This window comes from Sphingomonas sp. DC1600-2 (assembly GCF_049897605.1).
Taxonomy (GTDB): domain Bacteria; phylum Pseudomonadota; class Alphaproteobacteria; order Sphingomonadales; family Sphingomonadaceae; genus Sphingomonas.
Genome location: NZ_JAFCWO010000003.1, coordinates 119,432 through 137,339, shown reverse-complemented (window position 1 = coordinate 137,339; position 17,908 = coordinate 119,432). Strand labels below are relative to the sequence as shown.

Genomic DNA, 17,908 nt, shown 5'->3' with positions numbered 1-17,908 from the left:
ATTACATCGGGCGCTTTTTCGACTTTTTCGTGGTCGGCGTCGCCGGATCGGTTGGCGTCTGCGTCGTCATCGTCGAATCCGGACTGGTAGAGGTCGGGCTGGCCATCGGGTCCGCCGGAGTGGTGGCGGGATCCGCAGCCGGGGTTGCCGGTGTGGTCGTGGTCGGCGCGGGGGTAACGGGCGTCGTCGACGGCGTCGCGGGAACCGTGCTGGTCGGCGCGCCCGGTGCGGGCGTCGTGGTTTGCGCAAACGCCGCAGTCGAAAGGGTCAAAGCAGCAATACCGGTCAAAGTTGCAATACGCATTGGTTCTGGTCCTTTAAATCAGTGACCACCAAATGGGTCGGACCTAACAACGCGTCGCCGTACGATCGGTCGCTCCTTTTATCGCGTAGAGACCACGACTGGCCTGCTTTAGCCGCATTGACCCCGATGCAGCAGCTTATGGTCCGCCAATACTAACGCGACCATCGCCTCCACCACCGGCACACCGCGAATACCAACGCAGGGGTCATGCCGTCCTTTGGTCATGATCTCGGTGGCGGTACCATTGCGGTCGATCGTCTGGACCGGCGTCAGGATCGAACTGGTCGGCTTGAACGCGACGCGCAGCGTGATCGGCTGGCCCGTCGCAATCCCCCCGGCGATACCCCCGGCATGGTTGGCGAGGAACTGCGGGCCATCGGTGCCGGGGCGCATCGCATCGGCATTGTCCTCGCCGCGCAAGGTCGCCGCGGCAAAACCATCGCCAATCTCGACGCCCTTCACCGCATTGATGCCCATGCACGCCGCCGCCAGTTCGGCATCGAGCTTGGCATAAAGCGGCGCGCCCCAGCCCGCCGGCACGCCGGTCGCCGCGCACGCCACCACCGCGCCGAGCGAGGAGCCCGCCTTGCGCGCGGTATCGACCAGCCCTTCCCAGCGCGCAGCGGCGTGTCGGTCGGGGCAGAAGAACGGGTTGCGGCCAATCTCGGCGGCATCGAAATTGGCGGGGTCGATCGAATCGCCGCCAATCGCCTCGACCCAGGCGATGATGCGCACCTCGGGGATCACCAGCCGCGCCACCGCGCCCGCCGCCACGCGCGACGCAGTCTCGCGCGCCGAGGACCGCCCGCCGCCGCGATAATCGCGGAAACCATATTTGGCGTCATAGGCATAATCGGCATGGCCGGGACGATAGGCCTTGGCGACTACCGAATAATCCTTCGATCGTTGATCGACATTCTCGATCATCAGGCTGATCGGCGTGCCCGTCGTGCGCCCCTCGAACACCCCCGACAGGATGCGGACCTGGTCGGGCTCCTGCCGCTGCGTGGTGAAGCGCGAAGTGCCGGGGCGACGCTGGTCGAGCCACGGCTGCACATCGGCCTCGGACAAAGCGATGCCCGGCGGGCACCCATCGACCACCGCACCGATCGCGGGACCGTGCGATTCCCCCCAGGTGGTGAAGCGAAAGAGATGGCCGAAAGTGTTGAAGCTCACTTTCCATCTCCTTTTGGGAGAGGGAGCTTGCTCACGCCAGCGCGATGTCCGGCGCGTCTTCGGCCTTCATGCCGATCACGTGATAGCCCGCATCGACATGGTGCGTCTCGCCGGTCACACCGCTCGCTAAGTCGCTCAACAGGTACAGCGCCGAGCCGCCAACATCCTCGATCGTCACGTTGCGCTTGAGCGGCGCATTGAGCTCGTTCCACTTCAGGATCAGGTTGAAATCCCCGATGCCCTTGGCGGCCAGCGTCGTGATCGGCCCGGCCGAGATCGCATTGACGCGGATCTTGTCGCGACCGAGATCGACCGCGAGATATTTGACGCTCGTTTCCAACGCCGATTTGGCCACGCCCATCACGTTGTAATGCGGCACCACCTTTTCGGCACCGTAATAGGTGAGCGTCAGCATCGATCCGCCATTGGGCATCATCGCCGCCGCGCGCTGCGCGACTGCGGTGAAGCTGTAGACGCTGATGTTCATCGTCATCAGGAAATTGTCGAGCGTCGTGTCGCAATAGCGCCCGCGCAGCTGCGTCTTGTCCGAAAAGCCGATCGCGTGGACGACGAAGTCGATCGTCGGCCATTCCTTCGCCAGTTCGGCAAAGGTCGCGTCCAGCGCCGCCATGTCCGACACGTCGCAATCGAACAATCGCGCCACGCCAAGCTGCTCGGCCAGCGGCCGCACGCGCTTCTCCATCGCCTCGCCTTGGTAGCTGAAGGCAAGCTCGGCCCCCGCTTCGCTGAGCTTCTTGGCAATGCCCCAGGCGAGCGAGCGATCGTTGGCGAGGCCCATGATCAGCCCGCGTTTGCCTGCCATCAATTCCATCACGCCGGTATAGACTCCTTGATTCCGTGAGCGCTCTCTACTCCCGGTTCGGGGGGTTCCGCCAGTGCCGCGTTCAAATGCGCCCCGACGACAATGCCAAGCCCCACCAGAAAGAAGAACAACAGCGCCACGATCACCCCCGCCAGACTGCCATAGGTCAGGCTGTAGCTGCTGAGGCGCGACAGGATCACCGGCAGCAACGCAGTGATCGTCACCCACCACGCGCTGGTGAACAGCGCGCCCGGCCATTTCGGGCATTTGCTCAGGCGATATTTGGCCGGCGTGACCGAAAAGAACAGCATGTAGAGCGCGATGAACATCACCACCCCCGGCACCGCGCGCGACACGCCGACCCAGCCCGCGACATCGCGCGCAACCGGCAGCACGTCGTAAATGAAGCGCTCGGCCGCCGTCAGCACGCCCTGCACCAGGAAAGACAGCAACGCCACGACCACCGACACGACGATAACCAGCATCGAACTCAGCCGGTAATGCCAGAACGGACGGCTCATCTTCACGCCATAGGCGCGGCGGAAAATGTCGCGGATCGTCTCGACGAAACTGCCGACCGACCACAGCCCGACAATCGCGCCCAGCCACAGAAGCGAGCCCGTCCGCGCCACCAGCACATCGGCGATCGGCTTGGCGAGCAATTCGCTGACATTGGGCGGCAGCACGTGGAGGAAGGAGGCGACCGCGCGCTGCGTCTCCGCGCTCTGCCCGATCAGCGATGCGATCGCCGCCGCCAGGATGAAGAACGGGAACACCGTCAGCAGCGCGAGATAGGCCAGATTGCCGGCGTGAATGAAGCCGTCGGAAAACACCCCGATCAGCACCCGCTGCAACACTTGCCAAGCCCGCCTGACCACCCGCTCAAGGTGCGTCCGGCCGACCGGCACACCACTGCCCCCCGCCGCTCGGTGCGCTTCGCGCTCTTCGGGGGATACGGGGGAAATGTGGCTCACGCGGTCGGTCTCCTGGAGCGGGTCAGACGCCCATTCCGCCGCGCGGGTTCCGTAAGTCCTTGTCTTTCCAGCCCTGAACGAACTCGATCAGCGCATCGTCATCGACCGGCAGATCGACCATCAGCGTCACGAGCTGATCGCCGCGCGTGCCGTCCTTACGGTGAAACCCGCGTCCGCGCAGCCGCAGCACCTTGCCCGAATTCGATCCCTTGGGGATGGTCAGCATCACCGCCCCCTCAGCGGTCGGCACGCGTACGCTTGCACCCAGCACCGCTTCCGACAGGCTGATCGGGAGATCGAGCCGGACATCGTCGCCGACGCGTTCGAAGAAGCGATGCGGCAGCACATTAATGGTGACGATCCCGTCGCCATTGCCGCCAGGGCCCACTTGCCCCTTGCCCGCCAGCCGCATTTGCGCGCCGCTTTCCAGGCCCGCCGGCAATTTCAGGTCGATCGTCTTATTGTCGGCGAGCGTAATGCGCTGCGGCTTGGCCGCCACCGCATCGACGAACGGCACGTCGAGCTTGTACAGCACGTTTGCGCCCTTGGGCTGTTCGCGCCGCCCAAAACCGCCAAAGCCCCCGGCAAAGCCGCCGCGCCCGCTGCTGCCCGCGAACATGTTCTCGAAAATGTCGCTCAGATCGGGCCCATCGGCCTGGAACCCCGCACCACCCGGACCGGGGCGGAACCCGCCGGTGTTGCCGCCGCCCGCACCAAAGCCAAAGGGCGAGGCCGGATTGCCGTCGCCGTCAATCTCCCCGCGATCGAAGCGCGCGCGCTTGTCCTTGTCGAGCAACAGATCATAGGCCTGCGTCACCTGGCCGAAGCGATCGGTTGCCTTCGGGTTGTCCTTGTTGCGATCAGGATGCAGCTCCTTGGCGAGCTTGCGATATGCTTTCTTGATCTCCGCATCGGTCGCGGTGCGCGCGACGCCCAGCGTTGCATATGGATCGGCCACGAATGTCCCCGGTGTGCTGATATGGTCTTAAGTGCTGTCTATTTGGGGTATCGCGGGAGCGAGTGCAAACGCCGTGGCCTAGATAAGCGGGGCCACATCGACGCTGACGTCCATTTTCTGCGCGCTGGAGCCGAGTACGACCCCGTCGATCGGCGCGATCTCGCCATAATCGCGGCCGATCGCCATTACGATATGGTCACCTGCCATCCAGATGCCATTGGTCGGATCGACGCCGACCCAGCCCAGCTCGGCCCCGCACCACAACAAGACCCAGGCGTGCGTCGCATCGGCCCCCACCAGCCGCGCCTGCCCCGGCGGCGGGATCGTGCGGATATAGCCTGAGGCATAGGCAGCGGGCAGCCCGGCGGCGCGCAGGCCGGTAATCATGATCTGCGCGAAATCCTGGCAGACGCCGCCGCGCTTCATGAAAGCCTCATGCGGCGACGTATCGACCAGGGTCGCCTGCGGATCGAACGCAAAATCCTGCTGAATGCGCTGCGCCAGCCCGATCGCGGCATCGAGCGCGGGGCGATCGGGATGGAGATCCTGCGCGCACCAATCGGCAATGTCGCGATCGAGCGGAATCAGCGGCGAGGGGAAAATATAATTGGCCGGGCCGGCGGGCGACGGGTCACGGCTGGCGCGCGCGGCGGCGGCGATTTCGCGCAAGGGTGGCGATCCGTTGGACGGCATCGGCACCGGGCGATCCACCTTGATCCGCGACACGCTTTCGATCGTCAGATGCCGCACCGGCGCATCCACCACCATCCGCATCACATTGGCGAGCCCCGCCTCGGCGCGCGCGGGCGACACCCGGCCTGAAGGCGAAATGGTCAGTCGATAGTCGAGCAGATCCTGCCCCGACCAATGGATCGGCTTCAACCGTAAATTGCAGCGCGCGAATTTCACGTTCGCGCCGTAGTCGAAGCGCGTGATGTGGCGGATGTCGTAGATCATCGAACCCAAACCTGCGTCACCCCGGGCTTGTCCCGGGGTCCACCGAGCAGCACGTTCCACACGGCTTGGGATAGCCGCACGGTGGACCCCGGGACCAGCCCGGGGTGACGGTTATGCAGCATGCCAATCACGCCAGCACCATCCCCGCCGCGCGCAGCGGCTCGGCCCCTTGCAGGAAGTACCGCCGCGCAATCGCCTCGGACAATTGGAACAGCCGCCGCTCGACATCGCCCAGCACCTCGGCATCGAGCCCAGCGGCGGTCGCGGTGGAGACGATCGCGGTCAGCACCGTGCCCTGCGTCTGCTGCGGCTCTTCCATGCCGTCATCCTCAAGCACCGGCAGCGCCGCCAGATGCTCGCAGATCCGGCAGATCTGGAAGGCGAGCGAGCGCGGATTGCCGGGGTCGAGCGCGACCAGATCGACCACCGGCACACGCGCAATGCCCGTCAGATAGCGCTGGCGATAGCTGATCTGGCTGTCGGCAAGGTCGAGCAGGCTCGACAGATCGTCGGCGCTCGCTTGCGCCATGCCGAACACGCGCAGCGCGCGCGTCACCGTCAGCGCGCGTTCCAGCCTGCGCCCGAGATCGTGGAAGCGCCACGCGGCGGTACGCCCCATATGTTCGGCCGACAGCCCCGACAAAGCGGCATAGCGGCGCTGCAGCGTGCCCGCACGATCGAGCATCCCGCCCTTGGTCGGATAGGGCGCGTCGAGCAGCCGCACGACATCCGCCGCCAGCCGGTCGCGCGATCCCTGGCCGATGCCGCGCGCCAGCCGGTTGATCGACCGCACGCTGTGCCAGTCGCCATCCTCCATCGCCGTACGCGCAAAGGCTGCGAGATCCGCCCGGCGCAAACTCGGCGGGTGCGGTGCCGCGCCGACATTGACCGCCAGCCCGACCAGCCGCCCGACCGTCTCGGGCGCGAGCGCCGCCCCGGCATCGGCATCGATCGAATTGCCCAGCATCACGCGAATGATCGCCAGCAGCGCCTCGCCGCGCTCCAGATAGCGCCCGAGCCAGAAGAAATTGTCGGCGACGCGGCTCGGCAAGGTGCCGGGGTTGCGCCGCACATGGATGGTGTCGGCGGGCGGCAAGAGCGATACCGGGGCCACCGCCTCGCCGCCATGAATCGCGACATCGGCGGACCAGCAGCCCTCCCCCATCACCGACGCGCGCGGATCGGGATGTTCGGCGATGCGCGCGAAACCGCCCGGCAGCACGGTCCACCCGCCATCGGCCCCGCGCGCCGCGAAGACGCGCAGCGTGAAAGGGCGCGCGGCAAGTCCCGCATCGGTCACCACCGGCATGGTCGAGAGCCGCACAATCTCCTGCCCAACATAATCCTGCGGTCGCCGCGCCATGTCTTCGAGCAGCGCGACGCGCGCATCGCCGACAATCTCCACCCCCGGCACCGCGACCGCGCTGCCTAGCCCCAGCGGGGCCACGCCAAAGGCGGGTCCGATCAGCATCTGGTCGAGATCCTCGATCACCGCTGCCCGCGCGTCATCCTGTCCGCACCACCAGGTCGCGATATTGGGCAGGATCAGGTCCGCGCCGAACAGCCGCGTCGCCAGGCGCGGCAGGAACGCACCGAACGCCGCCGATTCGAGCACGCCCGCGCCTGGCGCATTGGCGATAACGACATTGCCCGCCGCCGCCGCATCGATCAGGCCGGCAACGCCGATGCGCGAATGCGAATCGAACGCCAGCGGATCGAGCAAACGCGGATCGACACGGTGCCACAGCGCATCGACGCGCTTCAGCCCGCCGATCGTGCGGACATATAATTTGTCCTCCAGCGCAGCGAGATCGGCCCCCTCGACCAGCAGAAAACCCAGATAGCGCGCCAGATGCGCCTGCTCGGCATAGCTCGCGCTGTAGCGCCCGGGCGTCAGCAGCCCGATGCGCGGCTCGGCCCGGCGGCACGCCGCCGCCAGCCCGTCGCGAAACGCCGCGAAGAAGGGCGCGTGGCGCTGCACGTTCAGCCGCGCCTGCAAGCCGCCCAGCGTCCGCGCGATCGCCAGACGGTTCTCCAGCGCATAGCCCGCCCCGGCAGGCGCGCGCAGATGATCGGCCAGTACGCGCCACTCGCCGGTCGGCCCGCGTCCGAGATCGACCGCGATGAACTGCAGATGATGCCCGCCCGACGGCACCAGCCCCGCCATCGGTCGCAGGAAGAAGGGCGATCCCCCGACCAACGCCGCCGGAATCAGCCCGCGCGCCACCAGCGAAGCATCGCCGTACAGATCGGCGATCACGGTTTCGAGCAGATCGGCGCGCTGCACGATCCCCGCCTCGATCGTGCGCCATTCCTCGGCGGCGATCAGCAGCGGCACCGGCGACAGCGGCCACGGCCGCTCCTCGCTTTCGCCAATGATGCGGAAGCCGGTGCCGATATCCTCGGCATGGCGCTGCACGCGCTCGCGCGCGAGGCCGAGATCGTCCCCTGCTGCAGCCGCCAGTTCCTCGAACATCGCCGCCCACGCCGGATCGGGATCGGCCGTGAGCACGTCGCCGCTGACCGCCCGCGCGCGATACTCGGCGATCCAGCGCGCCGCGTGGATGCCGGGGTCGAGCAACGACGGGGCGGGCGCGCTCGCCATCAGCGGCGGCACATGCCGGGCCGCACGTGCATCCCCGTCCGGGGCCAGCCCGCCGCCCGTGCGGACGCGTGGCAGATCGATGACGCGCTGTGGATCACTCGGGGCCCCTTATCTCCCGTCCGACATGGCCACAATCCGCTCGCACACGCAACACGCGAGTGCGAACACTCGTGTCTACGCCAGCGCCGCCGCCATCCAGTCGGGCACCAGCGCATCCCCCAGCGCCTCCACCCGGCGCAATTCCACCATCAGGCCCAATTCAGGATACGTCACCCGCGTGCGGTCCCCCGCTTCGCCGAGCGGCGCCACCACCAGCCGCCGGTTGACCTTGCTGCGATGGTGCATCCGCGCGGTATTTTCCTGGCCGACATAACAGCCCTTGGTGAAGCTCACCCCGTTCAGCTCGCGCGCATTGCATTCCAGCCACAGCGTCTGGTCGCTGCCCAGTTCGGCTTGCCCCTCGGTCACGCCCAGCGACAGCCGGTGCGCCAGCCAGCCCTCGGCCGCCGCCCCCGCATCGCCGATCCAGCGCCGCCCGAGCGCGGGCAGGCGCGGATCGGGCACGCCCTGCTCGCCCTCACGCGCCCAATGCACCGCGCCGCCCGTGCGCTCGATCGTGATCGCGCGCCGCAACCGGTACATCGACAAGCGCCGCACCAACGCCTCGGCCGCGCTCGCTTCACAATCGACCAGGATCGCCTCGCCCTCGGCCCACAGCATGAAATCGAACAGCGCCTTGCCCTGTGGCGTCAGCAGCCCACCCCATTGCGGCGCGCCCGGCACCACGCTCGCCATGTCGTGCGTAACAAGCCCCTGCAGGAAGCCGCGCGGGTCATCGCCCGCGATACGAAGGAGCGCTCGGTCGGTCAGGGTGGTTTCTGGCATGGCTAACAGGTAGGAAGCCCGCGACTCTTTGTCACCCATCGCCGCGCGCGTGCCGCCCGGCTGCCTATCCCCGACGGGCGGGGATCAAGGTCAGGGCTTCGACAGATTCCGCCCGAACGGAGTGCGTGCAGTGACTTTCGATCTCCTCCTGAAGAACGGCACCGTCCATTTGCCCGCGGGTCCGGTGCAGACCAGCGTCGGCGTGATCGCAGGGAAAATCGCCGCGATCGGCGCGGCCGGCGATGCGGGCGAGACGATCGACTGCACCGGGCTCGACATCCTGCCCGGCGTCATCGACACGCAAGTCCATTTCCGCGAACCCGGCCTCGTCCACAAGGAAGACCTGGAATCCGGCGCGCGCGCGGCGGTACTCGGCGGGGTGACGGCCGTGTTCGAAATGCCCAACACCAAGCCCAATACCGATTCGGCCGAAGCGATCGCCGACAAGCTCGCCCGCGCGCATCATCGCATGTGGTGCGACCATGCTTTCTATGTCGGCGCGACCAACCACAATGCCGCCGATCTCGCCGAGCTGGAGCGGATGCCCGGGACTGCGGGCGTGAAAATCTTCATGGGCGCCTCGACCGGCGATCTGCTGGTGTCGGAAGACGCCTCGCTCGCCGCCGTGCTCGCCTCGGGCCATCGCCGCGTCGCCATCCATGCCGAGGATGAGGACCGCATGAACGCCCGCGCCGACGAGCGCGTCCCCGGCGACCCGTCCTCGCATCCGGTGTGGCGCGACGATGAAAGCGCGCTGCTCGCCACCAAGCGCATCGTCGCGCTCGCCCGCGCAGCGCGGCGGCGCATCCATGTGCTGCACATCACCACCCCCGCCGAGCTGGAATTCCTCAGCGCGCACAAGGACATCGTGACCTGCGAGGTGACCCCGCAGCACCTCACGCTGGCGGGCGAGGAAGCCTATCCCCGGCTCGGCACGCTGGCGCAGATGAACCCGCCAATCCGCTCGGGCGCGCATCGCGACGGGCTGTGGCATTGGGTCGATCAGGGCGTTGCCGACATCCTCGGCTCCGACCATGCGCCGCATACGCTGGAGGAAAAGGCCAAGCCCTATCCCGGCTCGCCCAGCGGCATGCCCGGCGTGCAGACGCTGCTGCCACTGATGCTCAACCATGTGGCAGAGGGGCGCACCACGCTGGCGCGCGTGATCGACCTCACCAGCGCCGGGCCGCAACGCGTCTTCGGCATCGTCGGCAAGGGCCGCATCGCGGTCGGCTATGACGCCGATTTCTCCGTGGTCGACTTGAAGGCACGCTGGACGATCACCGAAGACTGGCTCGCCTCGCGCTGCGGCTGGTCGCCCTTCACCGGCATGGAGCTGACCGGCCGCCCGATCGGCACCATCGTCCGCGGCCACCGCGTGATGTGGGACGGCGCGCTGGCTGGCGCAGCGGTTGGGGAGCCGATCCGGTTCGAGGCGGTGGAGTTTGGGTGAGGGGGCTTGGTTGGACGATCCCAATTGCAGATATGGGCTGACAGGCTAGTCTGCCGCCATGATCTCCCCCGACAGCGACCGTAACCGGCTGTTCCGCCATGACGGGCGCATTGCGATCAACACGATACGCGCCGCGTTTGCAGGATGGAACGACCGCCTTGTCGCTGTGGCCGTGCTGATCATCACATTAGCGATGATCAAATCGTGGCTGGCGGAGCGGCCTTGGACGATCGCGGCGTGGTCGGCAGTCGGTGCCGGTCTCCTCCTCGGCACCAGCGCTGAACGTCTTGTCGCGAAACGTCTGGCGTTCCACGGCTTTGACGGGTTGCTCGCAGTCGACGCGCTGCGCCCAGCAACCCGCAGACGGTATATCGCCGCTTGGCATGGCATCGCGCTCGCCCTGCTGGCCACAGTCCTGCTGGTCGTCGCACCCTCGCTGCTGATCGTCGGCTGTGCGAGCTATTTGGCTGGAACGCTCTTGGCCGCGCTCATGAGCGGCGTCACCGTGCCAAAGAGGTTGGCCGACAGAGTCGGGTCGGCACGGGTAATCCGGGCATGGTTGCGCCATGGGCAAGCGGGTGCCCTTGTCGCCTCGACGCTGCTCGTGGTGCTCCTATTGGAGCGATCGCTTACGCCGAATACGCTGATCGCGATCCTCGGCATCGAGACCACGCTGCTCACACTAGCACTCACCAGCGTCGATTCCGACGTCGTTCGCTTCATGGCGACCACCGGCTATGGGCCATGGCGCATCGTCGGCTATCATGGGAAGAGCATGGCGTACTTCCTCGCGCTCGCGGTGCCGGGATGCTGGCTGATCGCGGGGTCGGTTGCCGCAGCCGTCGTCACGGCGGTCTCGGGCGCGGTGCTGCTGCTTTTGGCACTGCGCGTCCTCGCTTATTGCCTGCACGGGAAGCGGTTCGCCGATCTCATCGTCTCCATCTTCGCGGGGCTGCTCCTGTTTCTAGCCTATTTCCTGCCGATCGCTTTGCCGTTTCTCGCCGTCGCGATCCTGTGGCAGTTGCAACACCGGGCCCGCACGAAGACGTGGCTGCTGGCATGAGCCCCGCGATCCACCTTGCCGGGGCGGCGGTTGAGCGGAGCGGGCAGCGCGTCGTGCAGGACGTCGATCTGAGGGTCGCGCGCGGATCGTGGTTCGGCCTCATCGGTGCCAACGGATCGGGCAAGACCAGCTTGCTACGCGCGCTTGCGGGCAGGCTGCCGTTCGCGGCCGGATCGTGTCTGGTCGATGGCCAGGACCTAGCCTCGGATCGCGCCGGACGCGCGCTGCGCTTCGGCTTTTGTCCGCCCGCCCATACGCTGCCGGATAGCGTGCGTGTCCGCGACGTTCTCGAACTGGTCGGCGGCAGCTACGATGATGTCCGCCCCCGTTTGGGGCGGTTGTCCCTCGCCTTGGCGCTCGCCCCACTGCTGGACCGTTGGATCGGCGATTGCTCGGCCGGGATGCGGCAGCGGGTCGCGATCGCCTGCGCCTTTGCGGGCGGTCACCCGCGCGTCATTCTGGATGAGCCGTTCAACTGGCTCGACCCCGTGGCGATCTTTGATGTGCGGGAGGTCTTGCGCAGCATGGTTGATGATGGGCTGACGCTGATCACGGCCCTCCACGATCTCGGCACGCTCGCCGCAGCCTGCGATGCCGGGCTCGTCCTTGCGAACGGCGAAGTTGCTTTGGCGCTGGACGAACACGCGCTTCACACGGCGGCGCAAGACCCGCAGGCTTTCGAGCGACAGACGATTGACCTCCTGCGCTCCTGAACGTGTCTAGGCGCCGGTCCGGCCGCTATTGCTATCCGTCCCCTAACCTTACCCGCCGCAGCGCGAACGCTCACTTCTCGGTGAAGCGCTTCACTTTCACCGGCAAATCCTTGCCCTTGGTGCGGCGCGAGGGGATCTGCACCGGGTTCTTCTTCTTCCACGCGGCCCAGGTCATCGGGCCGTCGGGGGTGTCGATGATGGTGTCGTCGATATCGCTCATCGGAAGCTGCTCCGCCGGTGAAAAGGCCAGTCGATCACGCCGCCGGCGAACAGCGCCCACCACACGATCACCGGCTGAAACAGCAAACGCGGGACATGGTACCACAGGCTCAATCCGCCCGTGCCGTGTTCGATATAATCCACCGCATGTTTCACATTGGCGGGATAGACGCACACCGCATACAGCGCCAGCATCACCCCCGCCCACCACCGCCAGCGCGGCAGATACAGCCCCACCGCCCCGGCGATCTCGCACAGCCCGGTGACGAGGATCACCGCCTTGGGAAAGGGCACGAAGCCGGGGGTTATCGACAGAAACGGCCCCGGCACCGCGACGTGCAATACCCCCGCCGCGAGATAGGCCGCAGCCAGCACCGCGCGGAGCACCGCTCGAGTGCGCGGCGCGGCGCTGGCGGGTCGCTGGCTCAGAAGGGGAACCACTTCGATGTATGGCTGAACTTCATATAGCCAAGGTTCACGCCCTGCCGCCAACCGACGCCCAGCCGGATCGGGATCAACACGATATTGCCGCGCCGCAAATAGGTCGCGGCGAAGCCACCGACGAAATAGACGCGCCCCTCGCCCGCCGGGAAGCGCTTGTACAGGTCTTCCGAATCGTAGAGGTTGTAGACCAATACGAACACCTTATTGGCATCGCCGCCGAGATCGAAGCCGACCGACGGCCCGGTCCAATAAACCGGCTGCTGCCCCTCGACCTTGTGGAACATCGTGCCCTTGCCATAGCGCAGGCCGACCACCACCGCGCCCGACGCTTCGCGCCCGGCGATATAGGCATTGGGCTGCCCCTGTTCCTTCAGCGTGCGTTCCAGGATCCCGGCGAGGCCGGCCGCACCCTTGCCGAAGGTGCCCTCGGCGGCGTTGAGCAACTCCTGCTTCTGGAAGGTCTGGCTCGCGGCAGATTCGGCATCGGCCCCGTCGCGCGCGGCCGCCTGCGCCCGCTCATCGCGCACGGTGCCATTTTGTCCGCCTGGGGGCGCTGCCGTCGGGGTCGGGCCCGAGAGCGGCACGCTCGACTGCGGGGCGTCCGGATAGCGCGGGGCATCGGGGTAGCGTTGGCTATCGGGTGTGGTCGGCGTGGCGGCGGGATATTGCGGCTGTGCGGGCGCGGGAGCGTTCTGGCCGCGCAGATCGGAATCGATCGCCCGATTGGGGTCGATCGTGCGCACCTGCCCCGCCACCGGGGCGGAGGCGGTAGCAAGCGCCAACACCAAAGCGGCCCCGCTTCTCGGGACGCTGTGCCATCCTGTTCGCATCGTTCTTCTCCCCACGCCTCAATCCGCCCCCGTAACGCCATCGTGCCTGTCGCGACAATGAACCGCGCGGTTGAGCGCGACCAACCGAGTCGATTTTAGGCCAGGTAACATGCGAACGCGCTGTTGATCCGCAGCGCATGCGCGGCTATAGCCCGCCTTCGCCGTGATCCGGAGACGTGGGTGAGTGGCTGAAACCAGCGGTTTGCTAAACCGCCGTACCGGGTTTACTGGTACCGAGGGTTCGAATCCCTCCGTCTCCGCCAAAACCTGTTGAAATCATTGGATTTTTTCTGGTTTTGGGTTTTGCGTCCGGGTCTCCGTCCGGGTTTCTGAAGCGGATTTTTGCGAACCGCTGCGACCAGCCGTGAACGGACTACGACGAAATGTTGTCGCAAAACGATGAACGGTTGAAGATCCTTTGCGGCGGGCAGTCGTCAGGCGGGCGAACAAACGGCTCCGCATGACCGCGCGTCGCTGGCGGACAGCGAGCGTTCTGCCCTGTGTCCGCCGTATTCAAAGCGCAAGTGACCGTCACCGCAGATCTCGCATGACAATGTGTCGCCTGCCACTTACACGCGGCGCGTGCATCTTCTTCGTCGCCTAGCCTTGAACAACCGCGTGCTTGCCAGCGCGCTGCTTGCGCTGGCGATGATGATGAAGGTTCTCGTGCCTTCCGGCTTCATGCCGACCTTGGACCATGGCCAGATCGTCATCAGCATCTGCTCGGGCACCGGCCCTATGACGATGGTGATGACTGTTCCCGGTCTTGAGCATGGCAAGCCCGGCGAAAGCCAGCACGGCAAATCCGAACAGCCATGTGCTTTTTCCGGCTTGTCTGCGCCCTCACTGGCTGCGGCCGATCCCGTTTTGCTCGCGCTCGCGATCCTGTTCGTCATGGCGCTCGCGTTGCGCCCGATGGTGCCGACTGCCGTTCGAAAGCGACCTCATCTTAGACCGCCGCTCAGGGGCCCTCCCGCCACTCTCTGACATAATCCGTCGCATGACCGGCCGCTGGCAGTCCGCGCTCTTGCGCGGGCGTCGGCGCTTCGTGTGCATGCGCTTGTCTTGAGACCGCGCGGCGCGACTTCGGCGCCGACGCACGGCCCCTGAAAGATGCAATCTCCGATGAAGACTTCGTTTCTAGCGCTGGCAGCGAGCCTGCTCGCCGCGCCCGCATTTGCGCAAGATCGCACTCCCGCCGAGGGAGATCCGTCGCGCTCGAGCGACATCATCGTCACCGCGACGCCCGACACGCAGCAAGCCGTCACTGCAATCGATCGGACGGCGGGCGCGGTCGAGGTGGTTCCCGACACCGTGTTCAAGAACACGCCGGTCCAGAACATCAAGGACATCCTGCAATATGTCCCGGGCGTGATCGTTCAGCCTCGCATGGGCGACGATGCGCGCGTCTCGATCCGTGGGTCCGGCCTCTCGCGCGCCTATGGCAATCGCGGCCTCACCATGCTGATCGACGGCATTCCGCTCAACACTTCGGACGGCCTGCTCGACTTCTTCGAGATCGATCCCAGCGCCTATCGCTATGTGGAGGTGTATAAGGGCGCCAACGCCCTGCGGTACGGATCGAACGCCCTTGGAGGCGCGATCAACCTTGTGACTCCAACGGGCCGTGATGCTTCTCCGCTCGACGCGCGGATCGATGCGGGCAGCTTCGGCTATGTCAAAGGCCAGGCGAGCACCGGCGGGGTCTCGGGAGACCTCGATTATTTCGCGACCTTTTCGGCCCAGCGGATCGATGGATATCGCGACCACAGCAATGGTGATGCGATCCGCGGCAATCTCAACATCGGCTATCGCATCTCACCGGACGTCGAGACGCGCTTCTACGTCTATGGCGCGACCACCAACCAGCACATCCCTGGCGAGGTCACCAAGGCGCAGGCGTTGGGATCGCCGCGCTCGGCTAATCCGGTCTGGGTCGCGCAGGACCAGCAGCGCAACGTCGACTCGATCCGGGTCGCGAACAAGACGACGATCCGGCTCGGCGACACCACCGTGGACGTGGGCGTCTTCTACAACCATCGCCATGTCGATCACCCGATCTACCAGTATCTCGACTTCACGGTCGACGATTACGGTGGGTTCGTGCGCGCCGTCGATGACCGTTCGCTGGGTGGCCTCCGCAATCGGCTGATCATCGGCGCCAACATCCAGAACGGCACGATCGACACCCGTCAGTATGTCAATATCGCAGCGACCAAGGGTGCGCCGACTGCGTCGATGGTCGACACCCCGAAGAATGTCTCGGCTTACGGTGAGGACTCGCTCTACGTCGCTCCGAATGTCTCGCTGATCGCCGGGCTGTCTTACCTCCACGCGAGCCGTGACCGGAGCGACCGTTTCCTCACTGACGGCGACCAGTCCGACCGTAGAGTCTATGATCTCTGGAGTCCTCGCTTCGGCGTGCTGTGGGATGTCACGCCGGGCGCCCAACTCTACGCCAATGTTTCGCGCAGCGCCGAGGCGCCGAGTTATGATGCCAATGTCATCACCACACCCAACTTGCGCGCGCAGCGCGCGACCACTTACGAGCTCGGCACGCGAGGCAAAAGCGGTGCGATCGGCTGGGACGTCTCACTCTATCGCTCGGAAATCCGCGACGAGTTGCAGTGCCTGACGACGGGGCCGTACAGTTCGTGCAGCATCATCAACGCCGGCCGCACGGTTCACCAAGGGATCGAAGCCGGCCTCAATGCCACACTGCCCGTCTCGGCCCTCACGGCGGGCGATAGCCTCGTCCTGACCGCCGCTTATACTTATAGCGATTTCTTCTTCGACGGCGATCCGACCTACGGGCACAACGAGCTGCCTGGCGTGCCCAAGCATTTCCTGCGCGCCGAACTGCTCTACAAGCATCCGGGCGGCTTCTATGCCGGCCCCAACGTCGAATGGGCGCCAGGACATTATTTCGCGGACAATGCCAACACGCTGAGCGTCGATCCCTATGCGCTACTGAACCTCAAGGCGGGTTTCGACATCGGCGATCACTGGTCGCTCTATGTCGAGGGGCGCAACCTCACCGACAAGGTCTATATCTCGACGGTGGCGGTCGCCGGCACCGCGACCGCATCATCCGAGTTGTTCAATCCGGGGACCGGACGCGCCGTCTATGGCGGCATCCGGTTCAAATGGTGATGGGCATGGCCGATCCCGAAGGCGCAGCCCTCTACCGCACGATCTGGCGATGGCATTTCTACGCCGGCCTGTTCGTGCTGCCGTTCGTCCTGATCCTGTCGGTCACCGGCTCGATCTATCTGTTCAAGCCGCAGATTGACCGCTGGGAGGAGCGCGCCTGGCGCGGGCTCGGAACCGAAGGCGCGGTGTCGCCCGACGCCCAGCTCGCGGCCGTGCTCAAGACCAACCCTGGCCTTCGTTTCAACAGCTATCGGCTTCCAGAGGATTCGGGCGATGCCGCAGCGGTAGAGTTGCTGCTGCCCAATGGCACCAAGCGCGATGTGTTCGTGTCGCCGCAGGGTAAGGTGATCGGGACGCTCGATCCCGAGGCGCGAATCTCCGCGACGGTCTCGCGCATTCACGGCTCGCTCCTGATCGGGGCATGGGGCGACCGGCTTGTCGAGTTGGCGGCGAGTTGGACGATCGTGATGATCCTGACTGGCCTATTCCTGTGGTGGCCGCGCCCGTTTCGGCTCGCGGGCACCTTGTGGCCGCGCCTTTCGCTGCGGGGGCGCCCGCTGCTCAGGGACATTCACCGCGTCACCGGCTTCTGGATCGCCGGGCTGCTCCTTGTCATGCTGGCCAGTGGCCTGCCCTGGGCCGGCGCCTGGGGCGGCGCATTCAAATGGGCGCGGACCGAACTCGGCCTCGTCAAAGGACCGCAAGATTGGAAGATCGGCGCCGACGGCGGCCATGCCGGCCATGCTCATGGCGCGATGGCGATGCCCATGGCGGCGCCGGCGCCACTTGGCGGACTGCGCTTGTCGACGTTCGTCCGGAAGGCGGAAGCGGAGCGCCTTGCGTTTCCAGCCTCGGTGCTGCCGCCTCATGCGGTTCAGCGGTTCGGTCCACCGACCGGCAATGTCTGGACGGCAAAGTCCGAGGCGCAGAACCGCTGGCTCGACCGGCAAGTCACTTACGATCCCGTCAGCGGCGCCGAAACGGGCCGACGCGGCTTCGGCGATCAGCATATCGTCGATCGCATCGTGAACACCGGGGTGGCCTGGCACGAGGGTCAGCTGTTCGGCTGGGTCAACCAGCTCATCGGCGTCCTTACCGCGCTCGCGCTGATCACCGTCAGCATCCTTGGCATCCTGATGTGGCTGAAACGGCGGCCACAAGGGCGGCTTGGCGCGCCTCCGGCGATCGCCGGGGCACGCAAGGGCTGGCTGATCGCGATCCTTGTCGTCCTTGCAGTGCTACTGCCGCTGTTCGGCGCCTCGCTCATCGCATTGCTGGTCGTCGACGGCCTTGTCCGTCGGTTCGCCGCCACGCCCCGCACCTCCTGCGCGCAGGGCAGTCGTTCGTGATG

At 66.1% G+C, this 17,908-nt stretch carries 17 protein-coding genes and 1 tRNA gene; 7 read left to right on the top strand and 11 right to left on the bottom strand.

What is annotated here, in order from left to right; translation table 11 throughout:
* Position 1: 1 nt before the first annotated feature.
* The 8 genes from ACP7BL_RS07420 to ACP7BL_RS07385 form a co-directional block, all read right to left on the bottom strand.
* The gene (locus ACP7BL_RS07420) at positions 2-304 is read right to left on the bottom strand and encodes a hypothetical protein (protein ID WP_126845475.1); all 303 of its coding nucleotides are present in this window, start codon (positions 302-304) and stop codon (positions 2-4) included.
* Between the two features lie 108 nt (positions 305-412).
* A complete protein-coding gene (gene aroC / locus ACP7BL_RS07415; RefSeq protein ID WP_426257984.1) occupies positions 413-1,480 on the bottom strand; it encodes a chorismate synthase in 1,068 nt (355 codons plus the stop codon).
* Positions 1,481-1,511: 31 nt separating this feature from the next.
* Positions 1,512-2,303 carry an enoyl-ACP reductase FabI gene (gene fabI, locus ACP7BL_RS07410; protein WP_033966815.1) on the bottom strand — a complete coding sequence of 264 codons (792 nt, stop codon included), beginning with the start codon at positions 2,301-2,303 and terminating at the stop codon, positions 1,512-1,514.
* An 8-nt stretch (positions 2,304-2,311) separates the two neighbouring features.
* Positions 2,312-3,277, bottom strand: a complete 966-nt coding sequence (locus ACP7BL_RS07405; protein ID WP_299104174.1) for a YihY/virulence factor BrkB family protein — start codon at positions 3,275-3,277, stop codon at positions 2,312-2,314.
* Positions 3,278-3,299: 22 nt separating this feature from the next.
* The gene (locus ACP7BL_RS07400; protein WP_299104172.1) at positions 3,300-4,235 is read right to left on the bottom strand and encodes a J domain-containing protein; all 936 of its coding nucleotides are present in this window, start codon (positions 4,233-4,235) and stop codon (positions 3,300-3,302) included.
* A gap of 78 nt (positions 4,236-4,313) precedes the next feature.
* Positions 4,314-5,192 (bottom strand): transglutaminase family protein, encoded by an 879-nt coding sequence (locus tag ACP7BL_RS07395; RefSeq protein WP_299104170.1) that lies wholly within the window; start codon positions 5,190-5,192, stop codon positions 4,314-4,316.
* 127 nt (positions 5,193-5,319) lie between these two features.
* The gene (locus ACP7BL_RS07390; RefSeq protein WP_299104168.1) at positions 5,320-7,797 is read right to left on the bottom strand and encodes a circularly permuted type 2 ATP-grasp protein; all 2,478 of its coding nucleotides are present in this window, start codon (positions 7,795-7,797) and stop codon (positions 5,320-5,322) included.
* A 174-nt stretch (positions 7,798-7,971) separates the two neighbouring features.
* Positions 7,972-8,682: a YgfZ/GcvT domain-containing protein gene (locus tag ACP7BL_RS07385; protein ID WP_426257983.1), complete on the bottom strand. Its 711-nt coding sequence runs from the start codon at positions 8,680-8,682 to the stop codon at positions 7,972-7,974.
* A 130-nt stretch (positions 8,683-8,812) separates the two neighbouring features.
* Here ACP7BL_RS07385 and ACP7BL_RS07380 point away from each other — a divergent pair, with 130 nt between their 5' ends.
* The 3 genes from ACP7BL_RS07380 to ACP7BL_RS07370 are packed head-to-tail and all read left to right on the top strand — an operon-like array spanning position 8,813 to position 11,911.
* Positions 8,813-10,135: a dihydroorotase gene (locus ACP7BL_RS07380; RefSeq protein ID WP_137902693.1), complete on the top strand. Its 1,323-nt coding sequence runs from the start codon at positions 8,813-8,815 to the stop codon at positions 10,133-10,135.
* A gap of 58 nt (positions 10,136-10,193) precedes the next feature.
* Positions 10,194-11,198, top strand: a complete 1,005-nt coding sequence (locus ACP7BL_RS07375; protein WP_126845467.1) for a hypothetical protein — start codon at positions 10,194-10,196, stop codon at positions 11,196-11,198.
* Positions 11,195-11,911: an ATP-binding cassette domain-containing protein gene (locus ACP7BL_RS07370; RefSeq protein WP_033963573.1), complete on the top strand. Its 717-nt coding sequence runs from the start codon at positions 11,195-11,197 to the stop codon at positions 11,909-11,911. The genes ACP7BL_RS07375 and ACP7BL_RS07370 overlap by 4 nt, the downstream gene beginning before the upstream one ends.
* 70 nt (positions 11,912-11,981) lie before the next feature.
* Here ACP7BL_RS07370 and ACP7BL_RS07365 read toward each other — a convergent pair whose 3' ends face one another.
* Genes ACP7BL_RS07365 through ACP7BL_RS07355 form a run of 3 tightly spaced genes read right to left on the bottom strand, consistent with a single transcriptional unit; the run spans position 11,982 to position 13,404 of the window.
* Positions 11,982-12,131 carry a hypothetical protein gene (locus ACP7BL_RS07365; protein WP_169313335.1) on the bottom strand — a complete coding sequence of 50 codons (150 nt, stop codon included), beginning with the start codon at positions 12,129-12,131 and terminating at the stop codon, positions 11,982-11,984.
* The gene (locus ACP7BL_RS07360; RefSeq protein WP_126845466.1) at positions 12,128-12,571 is read right to left on the bottom strand and encodes a DoxX family protein; all 444 of its coding nucleotides are present in this window, start codon (positions 12,569-12,571) and stop codon (positions 12,128-12,130) included. The genes ACP7BL_RS07365 and ACP7BL_RS07360 overlap by 4 nt, the downstream gene beginning before the upstream one ends.
* Entirely contained in the window at positions 12,556-13,404 is an 849-nt protein-coding gene (locus ACP7BL_RS07355) for an EipA family protein (RefSeq protein WP_426257982.1), read from the bottom strand. The genes ACP7BL_RS07360 and ACP7BL_RS07355 overlap by 16 nt, the downstream gene beginning before the upstream one ends.
* Before the next feature lie 170 nt (positions 13,405-13,574).
* Between ACP7BL_RS07355 and ACP7BL_RS07350 the strand changes: the two genes are divergently transcribed.
* The 4 genes from ACP7BL_RS07350 (at position 13,575) to ACP7BL_RS07335 (ending at position 17,906) form a co-directional block, all read left to right on the top strand.
* Positions 13,575-13,667 (top strand) — tRNA-Ser (locus ACP7BL_RS07350).
* 355 nt (positions 13,668-14,022) lie between these two features.
* Positions 14,023-14,391, top strand: coding sequence for a DUF2946 family protein (locus ACP7BL_RS07345; protein WP_426257981.1), 369 nt, complete (start codon positions 14,023-14,025; stop codon positions 14,389-14,391).
* A 138-nt stretch (positions 14,392-14,529) separates the two neighbouring features.
* Positions 14,530-16,557 carry a TonB-dependent receptor family protein gene (locus ACP7BL_RS07340; RefSeq protein WP_299104147.1) on the top strand — a complete coding sequence of 676 codons (2,028 nt, stop codon included), beginning with the start codon at positions 14,530-14,532 and terminating at the stop codon, positions 16,555-16,557.
* A gap of 5 nt (positions 16,558-16,562) precedes the next feature.
* Positions 16,563-17,906, top strand: a complete 1,344-nt coding sequence (locus ACP7BL_RS07335) for a PepSY-associated TM helix domain-containing protein (protein WP_426257980.1) — start codon at positions 16,563-16,565, stop codon at positions 17,904-17,906.
* Positions 17,907-17,908: the final 2 nt, after the last annotated feature.

Excerpts from the sequence above, each read along its gene's own strand:
- ACP7BL_RS07370 (WP_033963573.1), top strand. The coding sequence starts at position 11,195 with ATGAGCCCCGCGATCCACCTTGCCGGGGCGGCGGTTGAGCGGAGCGGG.
- ACP7BL_RS07385 (WP_426257983.1), bottom strand. The coding sequence starts at position 8,682 with ATGCCAGAAACCACCCTGACCGACCGAGCGCTCCTTCGTATCGCGGGC.
- ACP7BL_RS07390 (WP_299104168.1), bottom strand. The coding sequence starts at position 7,797 with ATGGCGAGCGCGCCCGCCCCGTCGTTGCTCGACCCCGGCATCCACGCG.
- ACP7BL_RS07365 (WP_169313335.1), bottom strand. The coding sequence starts at position 12,131 with ATGAGCGATATCGACGACACCATCATCGACACCCCCGACGGCCCGATG.
- ACP7BL_RS07355 (WP_426257982.1), bottom strand. The coding sequence starts at position 13,404 with ATGCGAACAGGATGGCACAGCGTCCCGAGAAGCGGGGCCGCTTTGGTG.
- ACP7BL_RS07340 (WP_299104147.1), top strand. The coding sequence starts at position 14,530 with ATGAAGACTTCGTTTCTAGCGCTGGCAGCGAGCCTGCTCGCCGCGCCC.
- fabI (WP_033966815.1), bottom strand. The coding sequence starts at position 2,303 with ATGGCAGGCAAACGCGGGCTGATCATGGGCCTCGCCAACGATCGCTCG.
- ACP7BL_RS07395 (WP_299104170.1), bottom strand. The coding sequence starts at position 5,192 with ATGATCTACGACATCCGCCACATCACGCGCTTCGACTACGGCGCGAAC.
- ACP7BL_RS07335 (WP_426257980.1), top strand. The coding sequence starts at position 16,563 with ATGGCCGATCCCGAAGGCGCAGCCCTCTACCGCACGATCTGGCGATGG.
- ACP7BL_RS07375 (WP_126845467.1), top strand. The coding sequence starts at position 10,194 with ATGATCTCCCCCGACAGCGACCGTAACCGGCTGTTCCGCCATGACGGG.
- ACP7BL_RS07420 (WP_126845475.1), bottom strand. The coding sequence starts at position 304 with ATGCGTATTGCAACTTTGACCGGTATTGCTGCTTTGACCCTTTCGACT.